Origin of the sequence: Williamsia muralis, assembly GCF_002735905.1 — a bacterium.
In the GTDB taxonomy this organism is placed as follows: domain Bacteria; phylum Actinomycetota; class Actinomycetes; order Mycobacteriales; family Mycobacteriaceae; genus Williamsia; species Williamsia muralis_A.
The window spans coordinates 113,518-129,366 of record NZ_PEBD01000002.1 but is presented as its reverse complement, the minus strand read 5'-3'; the positions used below and the strand labels follow the sequence as shown (position 1 = coordinate 129,366).

The window sequence follows — 15,849 nt, the reverse complement described above, 5'->3', positions numbered from 1 at the left end:
GCCCGGCTTTAAGGGATTCGCTCCACCTCACGGTATCGCAGCCCTCTGTACCGGCCATTGTAGCATGTGTGAAGCCCTGGACATAAGGGGCATGATGACTTGACGTCATCCCCACCTTCCTCCGAGTTGACCCCGGCAGTCTCCTGCGAGTCCCCACCATTACGTGCTGGCAACACAGGACAAGGGTTGCGCTCGTTGCGGGACTTAACCCAACATCTCACGACACGAGCTGACGACAGCCATGCACCACCTGTACACCAACCACAAGGGGGGCCATATCTCTATGGCTTTCTGGTGTATGTCAAACCCAGGTAAGGTTCTTCGCGTTGCATCGAATTAATCCACATGCTCCGCCGCTTGTGCGGGCCCCCGTCAATTCCTTTGAGTTTTAGCCTTGCGGCCGTACTCCCCAGGCGGGGTACTTAATGCGTTAGCTACGGCACGGATCCCGTGAAAAGGAACCCACACCTAGTACCCACCGTTTACGGCGTGGACTACCAGGGTATCTAATCCTGTTCGCTACCCACGCTTTCGCTCCTCAGCGTCAGTTACTACCCAGAGACCCGCCTTCGCCACCGGTGTTCCTCCTGATATCTGCGCATTTCACCGCTACACCAGGAATTCCAGTCTCCCCTGTAGTACTCAAGTCTGCCCGTATCGCCCGCACGCTTGGAGTTAAGCCCCAAGTTTTCACGAACGACGCGACAAACCGCCTACGAGCTCTTTACGCCCAGTAATTCCGGACAACGCTCGCACCCTACGTATTACCGCGGCTGCTGGCACGTAGTTGGCCGGTGCTTCTTCTCCAGGTACCGTCACTTTCGCTTCGTCCCTGGTGAAAGAGGTTTACAACCCGAAGGCCGTCATCCCTCACGCGGCGTCGCTGCATCAGGCTTGCGCCCATTGTGCAATATTCCCCACTGCTGCCTCCCGTAGGAGTCTGGGCCGTGTCTCAGTCCCAGTGTGGCCGGTCGCCCTCTCAGGCCGGCTACCCGTCGTCGCCTTGGTAGGCCATTACCCCACCAACAAGCTGATAGGCCGCGGGCCCATCCCAAACCGCCGGAGCTTTCCACCAACACCCATGCGAGTATCGGTCATATTCGGTATTAGACCCAGTTTCCCAGGCTTATCCCAAAGTTTGGGGCAGATCACCCACGTGTTACTCACCCGTTCGCCACTAATCCACCAGCAAGCTGGCTTCATCGTTCGACTTGCATGTGTTAAGCACGCCGCCAGCGTTCGTCCTGAGCCAGGATCAAACTCTCCATGAAAATCCTCTAAAACCACTCCGAAGAGCAAGTTTCAAAAAAATCTGTCCGAAGAGATTCTCAAATCCCAACCAAACAAAAACTGACACCACCACAGGACTCAAAACCTGCAATGGCAATCAAAATAATATCTAACTAATGCCGGCACCACACCCCACCACCAACCAAACCCCGAAAGGGCTTCGTCACGTGACAGAAATGCAGCACCTAAATTGGCACTAACAATCCATCGACACACTATCGAGTTCTCAAAGAACACACACTCCCCGACTTCGACACCTGAAAACAGGTGCCATCCCGGAGGGCATTTGTTATTGTCTTTCTTAGAAGTTCCGCTCCGAATCTCGTCCGGAGCAGGTCTCCCAGCCTATCAGCTCTGAAACCTGCTCGCAACATTCCGTTTCCGGCTGCTCCGTGGTCTCTCGGCCTTCAGCCACCCGCGCAGAAACGCTCCACCGGAGTGGATCCGTATCTAACTTGGGCGGTCAGCGTTGTTCCTTCAGGAAAACATCCCGTCGGTGTTCTTGGCCGCTCCGGACTCTCGCTCTCCGGCGCCTCACTCGCTGACTTGAAGAAAGTTACGCGGTCGTGAGCGTGGCGTCAAATCGCCTGGTCAGAGGGGTGTTTTCGAGTAACACCGCATGAACAGGCGTCATCGGACCCGGGCGCCGGCGAAGTTTCGCTTCCCACGGCGCACCACCAACCACGATCCGTGCAGCAGATCCGTCGAACCGGGCTGCCATTGCGGATCCGAGATCTTGACGTTGTTGACGTACGCGCCGCCTTCTCCGATGGTTCGGCGAGCGGCTTTGTTGCTCTCGGACAGTCCCGTCGCCACCAAGATGTCGATGATGGTCGGCTGAGAGTCTGCGGCCAGGTCGGCAATTGTGGTCTCGGACAGAGCTGCGGCCAGCGTGTTCTCGTCGAGCTCGGTCAATTCGGCACGGCCGAACAGCGCCTGGCTCGCCAGTTGCACCGCGTCTGTGTTCGCCTGACCGTGGACGAGAGTGGTCATCTCCTGCGCCAGCCGTCGCTGCGCCTCGCGCTTGTGCGGCGATTCCAGGGTGACCCGCTCGAGTTCGGCGATCTCCTCCTGTCCCAGGAAGGTGAACCACTTGAGGTAACGCACCACATCGGCGTCCGCGGTGTTCAGGAAGTACTGGTACCAGGAGTAGGGGCTGGTCCGCTCCGGGTCCAGCCACAGGCTCCCACCACCGGTTGATTTGCCGAACTTCTTGCCGTCGGACGAGGTCACCAGCGGGACCGTCAACGCGTGGACAGCTCGGCCGTCTACCCTCCTGGTGAGGTCAACCCCGGCGATGATGTTGCCCCACTGGTCGGAACCACCCACCTGCAGAGCGCAGCCGAACTCGCGGTTCAATTGCAGATAGTCGTTGGCCTGCAACAACATATAGCTGAATTCGGTGTAGCTCATACCGTCGGATTCCAGGCGGCGTCGCACGGTGTCACGTGCCAGCATCACGTTGACCGAGAAGTGCTTGCCGACGTCTCGTAGGAAGTCGACCACCGGCAGGCTGCCCGTCCAATCGAGGTTGTTAACCACCACAGCACCGGTGGGCGAATCATCGAAGTCGACAAATCGCTCCAGTTGGGACCTGATCCTGCGCGCTGATTCGGCCACCGTGTCCGCTGACTGCATGGTGCGTTCCCCGACGTCGCGCGGATCGCCGATCATTCCCGTCGCCCCACCGGCGAGAACTATGGGCCGGTGGCCTGCGCGCTGGAACCGCTTCAGAGTGAGGAGTGGAACGAGGTGGCCGGCGTGCAGGCTCGGCGCAGTGGGGTCGAACCCTGCGTAGAGCGTCGTCGGACTCGTCAGCACTCTTGCCAACTCGTCGATGTCGGTGGTCTGGGCGATCAGCCCGCGCCAGGTCAGTTCGTCGAGGATCGCAGCGGTCACGGAGTCGATCCTTCCGTACCCGCCGCAGGTACCGACAGGCGGAGGGTGCGCGTCCCGGAGGGCAACGGCTCGGCGCGCCGGTACTTCGACACTGCGAGACTGCGCCCGTCCCAGAGACGCCACGGACGATCCTGAGCGGAGCTGACGCCGACACGCGGCCCGTTCTCGACCGCGGCGGCCGGTACTCGTGGCCCCCTGAACAACCTGACGGGCGACTCCCCCGTGCAGACGGCCGATCCGTTCAGTTCCCGGCTTATGGCGAGTGCAGATCCGACATTGCCTGGGCCGCAGGCCAATTGGTGGTCAGCGCGGGCAGTCGGGCGGCGGAGTCTGGCGATGTCGAGGCCGCCGACTATCTCACCCGCGCGCATCAACACACCACCGCACTGCCCGGCCTGGCCGTAGGAGATGTTCGCGCACCAGTGGATGCCATACGACCGGTACACATATAGGTGACCTGCGGACCCGAACATCACCCGGTTCCGGTCGGTCGGTCCCCGGTATCCGTGCGATGCAGGATCAGGGAACCGACTGTCAGGGGTGCCCCCGTAGGCCTCGACTTCGACGATGCGCATCCGCACCACACCGTCGGCGGCTTCCACCTCGAGCAACGATCCGAGGAGACGGCGAGCCGCCTGTAGCGGCGTGGCACCCGCCAGCCGCTCCACGTCGAAGAGAGTCGGTTGGGCCAAGGTTCAGCTGGGCGGGGGACCGGTCGTGGCAGTGGCGCGCTGGAGCAACTGCTCGTGTTCTTCATCGCCGACATCACGCGCATCGTCGATCAACAGGGCGGGTATGCCGTCATCGATCCGATAGGCACGGCGGAGCCTGGGGTTGTACATCAGCTCGTCGCCGATGACCAGCAACGGCCCATGGTCCTGCGGGCACGCCAACAGGGTCAGCAACAAGGGGTTCAGTCCGGCTTCATGTGACACGGCGTCAACGGTACCTTTCCGAATCGGTCACCTCAGTGGGCGACCGCTGCGACCGATCGCGCGCCGGCGTGCCAACCGCGTTCGGTGGCGATCGCCCGCGTCAGCCTCCGGTACCGACCCTCGTCGTCGCGGAACCAGACGCCCGCGCCGGCAGCGGGGATGCCCGCCTTACGTAGGGCCTCCGAACGCGGACGGTACGAGGTCGTCACCTCGATGTTGTCGAGCACACGGATGATGTGCGGCCGTTCGGCCGGAGTCAGTTCGGCCAGCGCGAGTCTGAGCGCCGACCCCGTCGGCGATCCGGTGTCGGACTGCTTCGAGATCGCCGCGATCGCGAGCTGGTTACCGGGCTCCCCCACCTTGTAGACGACCGCGTGCTTGACCTGCACCAGCCGCGACAGGCCGTCGACGATCGGTTGGGGGTAGATGTAACCCTCTGCCGAGTGGATCACCGACGAGGTGTGGCCCATGAACCAGAAATCCCCATCCGCATCGCGTCGGAACATGTGCTCTGAGAGCTGCCAACGGTCACCCATGGCGAACACGTCGCGCAGCACCGTTGCCCCCACCTCGTACTGCTGCTGCGCCTTGGACAGCATCACCCCGACCTCGTCGACGCGGGCTTCCCTGACGTACCCGGTGTCGTCTGTGATCAGACGGCTTTCCCCCAGGTCGTATGCCGCGATCGCGACTTCGTTGACACCGGGCACCGGCCTGCCTGCCGACCCCACCTTGGTGCCGGTGACGTTGGCCAAGATCGCCGAACCGTCGCCGGTGGCGAAGAACTCGAGCACCCGGGCACGCGGGAAACGTTCGAGGAGGTCTTCCCACAGCCCGGTGGATATCCCCGAGCCCATGAACAACCGAATCGGGTTGTGCGGCTGGATGGCAAGACTGTCGCATTGGATGACGTCCTGCAGCATCGACCACGTGTAGGACACCACCGTGATCCCGTACCGGTGAACCTCGGCTGAGAACAGCTTCGGATCGATCCCGTTGGACAATGCGATCCGGGCCCCACCCGCCACGGTGCCACCGAGGGCCGTCAGCAGTCCCGAGGCGTGATGCAGTGGCGTGAGGCAATAGACGGTGTCGTTGCTGCTGAGTGCCGCGGCAGATGCGGCCCCGAAAGCCGACAGTGCCCATCGGTGGTTGGTCACCGGCCACTTCTCGAGGGTGCCGCCGTTCTTGCTGAAGAGAACAAATGCGAGGTCGCCGGCGCGGCCCGGATCCGGCCGGTACCACGTGGGTACTTCAACCGCGTCCGGATCGATCTGCTCCATGTCGATGATTCGTTCGCCGTCGGCCTGCGACAGAGTTCGGGTGTCGCCGCCGCCCAGTACGAGCACCCGGTCGGCGATTGCCGCAGAGTCGTCGAGGTTGGCAGGGTCGGCGAGAACGAGGGAACAATCGCCGAGCCGGAGAGACTGTTTGAGATCGTTCCCGGGCGAGAGCATCACTGCGACGGCGCCCAATCTCGACAGTGCCGCGATCGCTACCAGGGCACTGGGTCTGGTCAGCATCAGCACACCGACGTGCTCGCCCGGACGCACCCCGCACGCGATCAAACCGCGCACGACGTTGTCGATGCGGTCGTTGACCTGACGGTGGCTCAGTACCCGATCCTCGAAGAGGAACAGCTCCTGTTTGCCGTTACGTCGGGCGTTCTCGTTCATCAACTTTCCGAGCGAGATCGTGGTCCGGGCCTGCAACTGGCCCAGCCGCACGAGCCGCGGGACAACGCGTGCAGATTCCCGGAGCACGGCATCGGTGGTACGCCCGACCGACTTCGCCGCGCCTACCAGATCCCGGCCGGCCTCTGCGCCGACACCGGCAGCCGTCCCCACACCATGGACCACTCGCGACGAGAAGCTGACACCTGAGCCACCCAGCGCGTCGCTGTTGTCGTGCATCTTCTCGATCTGGTCGGGTTGATCGGCGGAACCGTCCTGCCACCGGATCCATTGCGCAGTGGTGGGCCACGTACGGGTACCGGCGGTCGATCCGACGACGAGTCCGAAATGCCCGACCGGAAGCGATGATTCATACACCTGCGACAGCGGCGCGGCACGCATGATGCCGCGTACGGCCACCGGCTGACCGATGTCGTCGGCCTCGCCGAGGAATGCCAGTACGGGGCAGCTGACCTCCGCCAGGGTGACGACGCGGTCCTTGATCACGAAGCCACCGCCGACCATCCGGTTGTGGACGACGAACTGGCGCAACAGCTCTGCCACGGCAGGCCCGGACCACGCGACCCAGCCGTCGACCTCGATGAATCGACGCGAGTCCTCCCGCGGCAGCAGAGCTTCGCGGTCGTGGAGCTGACGCAGGAAGTCGATGCGACTGCGTGCCGCCTTCACGGGGTCGAGGAGCTGAAAACCGGTGCGCGCCAACCAGCCGGGCACCGAGATCCGGTTGAACACGTTCTCAGCCAGGAACTGTGCGCCCGGGGTGACCAGTGCCGCGGGCAATCCCAGTGGGAGCGCACCGAGGACGTCGACGGGGCTGCCGTAGGTGATGAGACTCGCGATGCCCTCGGAACGTCGGTACGCGGCGGTTTGATAACAGAACATTCCGCCCTGCGAATACCCGGCAAGGTGGACGTCCTTGCCCGTGACCTCTCGAACCGAGTCGATGACCTCGCTGATGGCCACGACGTGGTCGGCGAGAGTGCGGTCCATTCCGCCGACGACCTTGTCCGGCGAACCGAAATCGACCACCCAGGGGTCGAGGCCGTTGCGATGGAGGACCGTGACTGCCCCGTTGTCGGCCGTGACGTCGTAGACGTTGGCAGACACCATCATCGGCGGCACCAGCACCACGGGCGGGCCGTCGCCGGGCTCGTCCGGGAAGTACCGCCGCAGCTGGTACATCGGAACGGTCTCCTCGACCCGGAACGGGGCCGGTCGGGTCCCGGTCTCGAGACTGCCGTACCTGATGACCTCCAGCCCGTTCTGGGCAGTGGCTACAACACGATCAAGGGTTTCCTTGACGTTCGGAAGGCCGCGCACAAACACCCCTAAGAAACAACATCTGGTTGGACCGTGACTGGCGTCACACTCTACCCCGGCCGTAGCGGCCGCCCCCGGCGGGAACCCTAAAAGTCCCTGTGTCCGATTGCGGCCTCGGCCAGCCTGTTCAATTGCTCGGCGACGCGCACACCGGCTGTCCCGCCGCGTGCGTCCCGCGAGGCAATCGACCCCTCGACGGTCAGCACATCACGAACCGCCGGCGTCAACGCCGGATGGATCTCGGCGAACTGGTCGTCGGTGAGATCGGGCAGTCCGATCCCCTTCTCCTCGGCGGCGCGGACACATGCACCCGCGACCTCGTGGGCAACACGGAACGGCACACCCGCGCGAACCATCCACTCCGCGATGTCCGTGGCCAGCGTGAACCCGGCGGGAGCCAGTTCTGCCATCCGGTTCTCGTCGAAGGTCAGGGTGCTGACCAGCCCCGCGATTGCCGGCAGCAGCAGGAGCAACTGGGTGACCGAGTCGAAGACCGGTTCTTTGTCCTCTTGGAGGTCACGGTTGTACGCGAGCGGCTGCGCCTTCAGAGTTGCCAGCAGCCCGGTGAGGTTGCCGATCATCCGTCCGGACTTGCCGCGAGTCAGCTCCGAGACGTCCGGATTCTTCTTCTGGGGCATGATCGAACTGCCGGTCGACCACTCGTCGGCCAGCGTCACATACCCGAACTCCGGTGTGCTCCAGAGGATGACCTCTTCGGCCATCCTGGACAGGTCGACCCCGATCATCGCGAAGACGAAGGCGGCCTCCGCAGCGAAGTCCCGCGACGACGTCGCGTCGATCGAATTGTCTGCCGCCGAATCGAATCCGAGATCAGCCGCGATGGCTCCGGGGTCGAGACCCAAGGATGACCCCGCCAAAGCACCCGACCCGTAGGGCGAGACGGCGGCGCGACGATCGAAGTCCTTCAGTCGCTCGACATCACGGATCAAGGGATGGGCGTGCGCGAGCAGGTGATGCGCGAGCAGCACCGGCTGCGCGGCTTGCAGGTGCGTCTTACCCGGCATCACCGCAGCGGGATGCGCCCGTGCCTGGCCGACCAGCGCGTCCACCACATCGAGAACCCCCGCCGACACCATCCGCACGGCGTCGCGCAGCCACATCCGAAACAGGGTGGCCACCTGGTCGTTCCGCGATCGACCGGCGCGCAGCCGGCCACCGACCTCGGCTCCCACCCGCTCGATCAGACCGCGTTCGAGCGCACCATGGACGTCTTCGTCGCTGTCAGCAGGTGCGAACTCGCCCGACCGCACATCGTCGGCCAACCTCGTGAGTCCGTCCTGCATGGTCTGCAGGTCGTCGTCCGACAGCAACCCAGCGCTGTGGAGCACTCGGGCGTGCGCCTGGGAGGCCCGAATGTCGTACGGAGCCAACACCCAATCGAAGTGAGTGGACTTGCTCAGGGCAGCCATGGCGTCGGCCGGGCCAGAGGCGAACCGGCCTCCCCAGAGAGATCCCTGGTTCGTGGACATCTAGCGCAGATCCCGCTTCGCCGAGATCTTCGACGACAGGCCGTGCAGGTGGACGAAGCCCTTGGCTGCCGACTGGTCGAATGTGTCGCCTTCGTCGTACGTGGCGAGGTTGAAGTCGTACAGCGACTCGTCACTGCGCCGACCGGTGACCGCGATGTGGCCACCGTGCAGATTGAGCCTGATGTCGCCGCTCACGTGCTGCTGGGTGTGGTCGACGAAGGCTTCGAGCGATGACTTCAGGGGAGAGAACCACAGTCCGTCGTAGACGAGCTCGGCCCACTTGCGGTCGGTGCCGCGCTTGAAACGACCGAGTTCGCGCTCGAGGGTGACGTGTTCGAGCTCTTCGTGCGCACGGATCAAGACCATGGCGCCCGGAGCCTCGTAGATCTCGCGGCTCTTGATGCCGACCAATCGGTCCTCGACGACGTCTAGGCGGCCGACGCCGTGTGCGCCCGCCCGCCGGTTGAGTTCGACGATCGCCTCGAGGACCGAGACCGGCCGTCCGTCGATCGCTGTGGGACGGCCCTTCTCGAAGCTGATGATGACCTCGTCGGGTGCTTGCCAGTTGATGGTCGGATCCTCTGTGTACGAGTACACATCCTTGGTGGGTGCATTCCAGAGATCTTCGAGGAAACCGGTTTCCACTGCCCGACCCCACACGTTCTGGTCGATCGAGAACGGTGACTTCTTCGACACGTTGATGGGGATGGCGTTCTCTTCGGCGAAAGTGATGGCCTTCTCACGGGTCCAGGCGTAGTCGCGGACCGGTGCGATCACCTCGAGTTCCGGTGCGAGCGAACCGAATCCGACCTCGAACCGGACCTGGTCGTTGCCCTTGCCGGTACAACCGTGCGCGACGGTGGTGCCGCCGTGTTCGCGGGCCGCGGTCACCAGGTGCTTGGCGATCAGCGGCCGGGAGATGGCCGACACCAGTGGGTAGCGATCCATGTACAGCGCGTTGCTGGTGATGGCAGGCAGGCAATACTGCTCGGCGAACTCGTCACGCGCGTCGACCACCACCGACTCCACCGCCCCACAGTCGAGGGCTCGCTGGCGGACCACCTCCATGTCCTCACCACCCTGGCCGAGGTCGATGGCCACGGCCACCACCTCCTTACCGGTTTCCTTACCGATCCAGCTGATGGCCACCGAGGTGTCCAGGCCGCCGGAATACGCGAGGATCACGCGCTGCGCCATGAGGGGGTTACTCCTTGTAGTTCGGTCGTACGTTGTATGTCTTAGGGCTGTTTCAGGTGGTGCTGCTCAGAATCTCATGCCAGCGCCTCGAGCATCTCGGCCAGGTCGGCGCCGGTGATCGGCTCGCGGGCAAGCACAAAAAGTGTGTCGTCCCCGGCAATGGTGCCGACGACTTCGGGAAGGCTCGCCCGGTCCAGCGCACTGGCCAGATAGTGCGCCGCGCCGGGCGGGGTTCGCAACACCGCCATGGCGCCGCTGGAGTCGATCGACACGAGCAGGTCCCCCATCAGGCGCGACAAGCGGTCGGTGCCGCCGCTGACCCCGCGAACCGGTGAGCCGTCCTCGGGCACCACGTAGATGCCGGATCCGCCGTCCGCGCCGCGGATCTTCACCGCACCCAGTTCGTCGAGATCACGGGAGATCGTCGCCTGGGTCGCGTCGATACCGTCGGCGGCGAGAAGCTCCCGCAGCTGGGTCTGACTGTGCACCTCGCGGCCGGCCAGCAGAGCGATGATCCGTGCGTGTCGGCCGGCCCGGGTGGTCACCGTTGATCCAGCAGCCACAACAACACCGCCTTCTGGGCATGCAACCGGTTCTCCGCCTCGTCGAACACCACACTCTGTGGTCCGTCGATGACCTCGTCGGTGATCTCCTCCCCGCGATGCGCAGGCAGGCAGTGCAGCACGATGGCTTGGGGATCGGCGAGGGCCAGCAGTTCGGAATTGATCTGATAGGAGCGGAAGGGCGCCCTCCGATCACGTCCGTCGTCTTCCTGACCCATCGACACCCAGGTGTCGGTCACGAGAACATCGGCCCCGGCAACCGCCGCCTTCGGGTCGACGACAACCTCCACGCTTCCGCCGGTGAGTGCAGCTCGGTCCCGTGCGTAGCCGACAAACCGCTCGTCGGGCGTGAAGCCTTGCGGTGCACTGATTTTCACGTGCATTCCCGCCGTCACACAACCGAGCATCAACGAGTGGGCCATGTTGTTCGCACCGTCACCGAGGTAGGTGAGCGTGAGACCCGAAGCATGACCTTTGTGTTCGATGATCGTCTGCAGATCGGCCAGCACCTGGCACGGGTGGAAGTCGTCGGACAAGGCGTTGATGACCGGGACGGTTGCGGTGGACGCCATCTCTTCGAGACGGTTCTGACCGTAGGTGCGCCATACGATCGCCTCCACATACCGGGACAGGACCCGGCCCGTGTCGGCCAGCGTCTCATCACGGCCCAGTTGGGTTTCCTTGCCGTCGACGACGACCGCGTGCCCACCGAGCTGGGCGATACCCATCTCGAAGGAAAACCGGGTCCGGGTGGAGTTCTTGTCGAAGATGACCCCGACACCCTTGGGGCCGGAAAGCGGTGTGTGAGCGAAAGGTTGCGCCTTGACCTCGGCGGCCAGTGCCAACACTCGGGCCTGCTCCTCCGGCGTGAGGTCGTCGTCCCTCAGGAAATGCCGCGTCATGACTGTGCCTGCCCGGCCGCGTCGAGAATGCCAGGTAACGCTCGCACGAACCCTGCTGCCTGATCTTCGGTGAGGATCAACGGCGGTGCCAGCCGCAGCACGTCCGCGGCCGGGGCGTTGATGAGGAACCCCCGCTCGCGAGCCGCGGCCTCGGCCGCGGCGGCGACCGGGTCGGTCAGTACAACAGCCAACAGCAGGCCCGCACCGCGGGTGTGGGAGATCAGCGGGTGACCCAGCTCGTCGATGCCACTGGTGATGAACTTGCCCAGCGATGCAGCATGCTCGGCGAGCCCTTGTGCATCAATTTGATCCAGCACCGACAACGCCGCCGCCGCGCAGATCGGGTTGCCGCCGAACGTGGTGCCGTGTTGACCCGGTTCGAGCAGATCTGCAGCCGGGCCGGTCGCCAGGACCGCTCCGATCGGCAGTCCGCCGCCGAGGCCCTTGGCCAAGGTGATCACGTCTGGGGTGATCCCGACCGACTGGTGTGCGTAAAACGTTCCGGTACGGCCGATTCCGGTCTGTACCTCGTCCAGGATCAGGAGGGCGCCGTGCTCGGTGGTGAGCTGCCGCACCGACGCGAGATAGTCCGCAGGCGGCACCACCACCCCGCTTTCGCCCATGATGGGTTCGAGAAAGACTGCAGCGGTCTGCGGTCCGATGGCTGCGGTCATCGCGTCGATGTCCCCGTAGGGCACGTGGCGCACCCCTGGTGGCATCGGTTCGAACGGCGTGCGTTTCGCCGGCTGACCCGTCAGTGCCAGAGCCCCCATCGTGCGTCCGTGGAACGCCTGCTCGGCCGCGATGATCTCTGGCCTTCCGGTGCGCCGGGCGATCTTGAACGCCGCCTCGTTGGCCTCGGCGCCGGAATTGCAGAAGAACGCCCTGCCCTCGACACCCCACCGCGACAGCAGCGCTTCGGCCAGCTTGACCACCGGTTCGTTGAGATAGATGTTCGAGGTGTGTCCGAGAGTGGACATCTGCTCGGTCACCGCCGCGATGACGCCGGGGTTGGCATGCCCCAGGACGTTCACCGCGATCCCACCGAGAAGGTCGAGGTACTCGCGGCCCTCGACATCGGTGAGAACCGCGCCGAGCCCGGACTTCAGGGCCACCTTCGGCGTCCCGTAGTTCTTCATCAGCGAAGCCGACCACCGTTCTTGCAAGGCCTCGGTCCGATCGTGTGTCATTTGTTTTCCCCACTAGGTGTCGGGTGCGTCTGAGCGTGGTCTACGGCGGGCACGTCATGCTCATAAGCCGGCGGCGCCGCATGTCCTTGGTCGGGAACCACCATGGTGCCGATGCCTTCACTCGTGAAGAGCTCGAGGAGCATCGAATGTGGTGTGCGTCCATCGATCACATGCGCTTGACCGACACCTCCGCCCACTGCGCGCAAGCACGCCTCCATCTTCGGGACCATGCCCGAATCAAGCCGCGGGAGCAGCTCGGCGAGGTCGGTTGTGTTGATCTGCGACACCAGCGAGTCGCGGTCGGGCCAATTTGTGTACAGCCCCTCGACATCGGTGAGTACCACCAGTTTCTCGGCACCGAATGCCTGGGCCAGCGCTGCCGCGGCGGTGTCGGCATTGATGTTGTGCACCACCCCGTCCGCGTCGGGCGCGATGGTCGACACCACCGGAATACGCCCCGCTGCAATGAGATCGGTGACGGCGGCAGGATTTACACTCGTCACGTCACCCACCAGCCCGATATCGGTGGCCTCGCCGTCCACGAGAACCGAGCGGCGCGTCGCGGTGAACAGGTGCGCGTCTTCCCCCGAGATGCCGACCGCATAGGGTCCGTGTGCGTTGATGAGCCCCACGAGTTCCCGACCGACCTGACCGAAGAGCACCATCCGCACGACATCCATCACTTCCGGCGTCGTGACCCGGAATCCACCGCGGAACTCGCCGGTGAGCCCGAGGCGCTTCAGCATCGCCGAGATCTGCGGTCCGCCGCCGTGGACCACGACCGGATGGATTCCACAGGTCCGCAGGAACACCATGTCCTCTGCGAATGCCGCCTTCAGGGTGTCGTCGATCATGGCATTGCCGCCGTATTTGACGACGATCACCTTGCCGGAGAACCGCTGCAGCCACGGGAGTGCTTCGGCGAGAACGTGTGCCTTCTCCAGAGGCGTGAGTGCGCCCGTCACGACGAATACGCCGAATTCTCTTCGACATACGCATGGGACAGGTCCGTGGTGCGGATCCACGCGCTGCCCGATCCGATTCCCAGGTCGACAGTGAGGTCGATATCGGTGACCGAGAGATCCACCTCGCGCGCGCCCGGGACACCCATCCCGTGTTCACACACCGGTGAACCGTTGAACCGCACGGCAATCCGGTCAGGGTCGAGCTCGATGGGCGCGATACCGACTGCGGCGAGGACACGGCCCCAGTTGGGGTCGGATCCGAACAACGCGGTCTTCACCAAACTGTCCCGGGCGATCGTGCGTGCCGCGACGAGCGCTTCGGAATCACTGGCAGCGCCGGTCACGGTGACCACCACTCGTTTGGTGACGCCCTCGGCGTCGGCCTGCATCTGGGCAGCGAGATCGTCACACACCAGCCGCACCGCCTCGTTGAGGTCGGCCTGCGTGGGTTCGACCTCACTGGCACCCGAACTCAGCAGCAGCACGGTGTCGTTGGTGGAACTGGCGCCGTCGACATCCAGCCGATCGAACGTGACCGCTGCCGCCGCCCGCAGTGCCTCGTCGAGCTGAGCCGCAGTCACTTTCGCGTCCGTGGTCAACACCGACAGCATGGTTGCCAACGATGGCGCAAGCATGCCTGCGCCCTTGGCCATGCCGCCGACATTCCAGCCGTCGGCGTGATGGAACGCAGATTGCTTCGGCACGGTGTCGGTGGTCATGATCGCGTGCGCGGCATCGGTCCCACCGGAGATGCCACCGCCCATCTCGTGTACCACCTCGGTCACGCCTGCCAGCACCTTGTCCATGGGCAACCGGTCACCGATCAGACCGGTCGAGCAGACGGCGACCTCGATGGCGCCGGTCTCGGTACCCCAGCCACTGATGGCTTCTGCCACGGCTTCCGCAGTGGTGTGCGCGTCTTGGAACCCCCCTGGCCCCGTGCAGGCGTTCGCACCGCCGGAGTTGAGGATCACGGCCCGCAGCCTGCCCGTGGACAAGACCTGCCGGCTCCACAACACCGGCGCGGCCTTGACCTTGTTCTCCGTGAACACACCAGCGGCGTCGTACTCGGGGCCCTCGTTGAACACCAACGCCAGATCTTCTTTGCCGCTGGCCTTGATACCGGCAGCGATGCCCGCAGCCCGGAAACCTGAGGATGCCGTGACGCCCTGCAGTCGAGTCATCCGGTGCCCACCGGCCACCTCGCGCCAATTCTCCGGCGCGGCAACCGAATCCGACTCAAGGCCGTTGACAGTCGTATCACCGTTGCTCATGGCGCCACACCCACAGTGCTCAGACCCTCTGTTTCGTCCCAGCCCAGAGCCAGGTTCATGGATTGGACCGCACCGCCGCCGGTGCCTTTGGTGAGATTGTCGATCGCAGCGACTGCGACCAGCGTGCCCGCCCGCTCGTCGACGGCGACGCTGAGTTGCACGGCGTTCGACCCCATCACCGACCCCGTGGCCGGCAGCCGGCCTTCGGGCAACAACGCAACGAAAGGCTCATCCGCATATGCCTTCTCGTACACCGCACGCGCCTCGGCGGTGGTTGCGGTCGACGGAGCTGTGCACGTCGCAAGAATGCCTCGGGTCATCGGCACCAGTATCGGGGTGAAGGAGACACTGACCGGTGAGTTCCCCACGGCCGACAGGTTCTGGATGATCTCGGGGGTGTGCCTGTGTGACCCGCCGACCCCGTAGGCACGAGCGGAACCGATCACCTCCGAACCCAGCAGGTCCACCCGTGGCGAACGGCCGGCGCCCGAGGCACCGGTCACCGCAACGATCGTCAGTTGCGGACCGACGATTCCCGCCGCGACAGCGGGTAGCAACGCAAGTGTGCTCACTGTCGGATAGCAACCCGGCACGGAGATTCGCGAGGCACCGGACAAGATCTCGCGGTTCCCGGGAAGCTCAGGCAGGCCGTAGGGCCAACTGCCGGCATGGTTTCCGCCGTAGTACTTGTCCCATTCCGCCGAGTCCTGCAAGCGGAAGTCGGCACCGCAGTCGATGACCAGGGTGCTGGGCGGCAAAGCGTCGGCGACCGGCCCCGACGTGCCATGTGGAAGCGCCAGGAACACCACGTCGTGACCGGTCAGCGCTTCGGTGGTGGTCTCGCCGAGTTCGCGATCCGCAAGCGGCAGAAGGTGGGGATGATGGGCACCCAGCAGCGACCCCGCGTTCGAACCAGCGGTGAGGGAACCGATTCGCATCTCTCCCGAGGTGTACTTGGGATGGCCGAGCAACAGGCGAAGAATTTCCCCGCCCGCGTACCCGCTGGCTCCGGCGACAGCCACTGACACAGTCATGTGATTCATTATGCACGTTACCGCAAGATAATTCACACGCTCTTCCATTGACGCCCGTCATCGAGCGATCTATCTTTTTCATCAGGCAATGAATTC

General features: G+C 64.3%; 12 protein-coding genes and 1 rRNA gene. All 13 read right to left on the bottom strand.

The genetic code is table 11. The features are described 5' to 3' along the window. Positions 1–1,271: ribosomal RNA gene (locus CSW57_RS00570) — 16S ribosomal RNA — on the bottom strand; the annotation flags it as partial. Between the two features lie 649 nt (positions 1,272–1,920). Then, positions 1,921–3,189: a tyrosine--tRNA ligase gene (gene tyrS / locus CSW57_RS00565; protein WP_099381001.1), complete on the bottom strand. Its 1,269-nt coding sequence runs from the start codon at positions 3,187–3,189 to the stop codon at positions 1,921–1,923. Then, the gene (locus CSW57_RS00560; protein ID WP_223248959.1) at positions 3,186–3,857 is read right to left on the bottom strand and encodes a DNA-3-methyladenine glycosylase; all 672 of its coding nucleotides are present in this window, start codon (positions 3,855–3,857) and stop codon (positions 3,186–3,188) included. Before CSW57_RS00560 ends, tyrS begins: the two co-directional genes overlap by 4 nt. A 27-nt stretch (positions 3,858–3,884) precedes the next feature. Beyond that, entirely contained in the window at positions 3,885–4,124 is a 240-nt protein-coding gene (locus CSW57_RS00555) for a Trm112 family protein (protein ID WP_099380999.1), read from the bottom strand. A 32-nt stretch (positions 4,125–4,156) separates the two neighbouring features. Continuing rightward, positions 4,157–7,138, bottom strand: a complete 2,982-nt coding sequence (locus CSW57_RS00550) for an AMP-binding protein (RefSeq protein ID WP_099381021.1) — start codon at positions 7,136–7,138, stop codon at positions 4,157–4,159. 86 nt (positions 7,139–7,224) lie between these two features. After that, the gene (gene argH / locus CSW57_RS00545) at positions 7,225–8,628 is read right to left on the bottom strand and encodes an argininosuccinate lyase (protein ID WP_099380998.1); all 1,404 of its coding nucleotides are present in this window, start codon (positions 8,626–8,628) and stop codon (positions 7,225–7,227) included. Continuing rightward, complete coding sequence (locus tag CSW57_RS00540; protein ID WP_099380997.1) at positions 8,629–9,825, bottom strand: argininosuccinate synthase; 1,197 nt, start codon at positions 9,823–9,825, stop codon at positions 8,629–8,631. A 74-nt stretch (positions 9,826–9,899) separates the two neighbouring features. Further along, positions 9,900–10,388 (bottom strand): arginine repressor, encoded by a 489-nt coding sequence (locus tag CSW57_RS00535; protein WP_051406618.1) that lies wholly within the window; start codon positions 10,386–10,388, stop codon positions 9,900–9,902. Continuing rightward, positions 10,367–11,290, bottom strand: a complete 924-nt coding sequence (gene argF, locus CSW57_RS00530) for an ornithine carbamoyltransferase (protein WP_099380996.1) — start codon at positions 11,288–11,290, stop codon at positions 10,367–10,369. The genes CSW57_RS00535 and argF overlap by 22 nt, the downstream gene beginning before the upstream one ends. Further along, positions 11,287–12,480: an acetylornithine transaminase gene (locus CSW57_RS00525; RefSeq protein ID WP_099380995.1), complete on the bottom strand. Its 1,194-nt coding sequence runs from the start codon at positions 12,478–12,480 to the stop codon at positions 11,287–11,289. Before CSW57_RS00525 ends, argF begins: the two co-directional genes overlap by 4 nt. After that, positions 12,477–13,445, bottom strand: a complete 969-nt coding sequence (argB, locus tag CSW57_RS00520) for an acetylglutamate kinase (RefSeq protein WP_223248958.1) — start codon at positions 13,443–13,445, stop codon at positions 12,477–12,479. Before argB ends, CSW57_RS00525 begins: the two co-directional genes overlap by 4 nt. Next, the gene (gene argJ / locus CSW57_RS00515; protein ID WP_223248963.1) at positions 13,442–14,629 is read right to left on the bottom strand and encodes a bifunctional glutamate N-acetyltransferase/amino-acid acetyltransferase ArgJ; all 1,188 of its coding nucleotides are present in this window, start codon (positions 14,627–14,629) and stop codon (positions 13,442–13,444) included. Before argJ ends, argB begins: the two co-directional genes overlap by 4 nt. 86 nt (positions 14,630–14,715) lie before the next feature. After that, positions 14,716–15,753 (bottom strand): N-acetyl-gamma-glutamyl-phosphate reductase, encoded by a 1,038-nt coding sequence (argC, locus tag CSW57_RS00510; protein WP_099380993.1) that lies wholly within the window; start codon positions 15,751–15,753, stop codon positions 14,716–14,718. Positions 15,754–15,849 lie beyond the last annotated feature (96 nt).

Coding starts and splice junctions, on each gene's coding strand:
- argH (WP_099380998.1), bottom strand. CDS start 8,628: ATGTCCACGAACCAGGGATCTCTCTGGGGAGGCCGGTTCGCCTCTGGC.
- CSW57_RS00540 (WP_099380997.1), bottom strand. CDS start 9,825: ATGGCGCAGCGCGTGATCCTCGCGTATTCCGGCGGCCTGGACACCTCG.
- argF (WP_099380996.1), bottom strand. CDS start 11,290: ATGACGCGGCATTTCCTGAGGGACGACGACCTCACGCCGGAGGAGCAG.
- CSW57_RS00525 (WP_099380995.1), bottom strand. CDS start 12,480: ATGACACACGATCGGACCGAGGCCTTGCAAGAACGGTGGTCGGCTTCG.
- argJ (WP_223248963.1), bottom strand. CDS start 14,629: ATGACTCGACTGCAGGGCGTCACGGCATCCTCAGGTTTCCGGGCTGCG.
- argC (WP_099380993.1), bottom strand. CDS start 15,753: ATGACTGTGTCAGTGGCTGTCGCCGGAGCCAGCGGGTACGCGGGCGGG.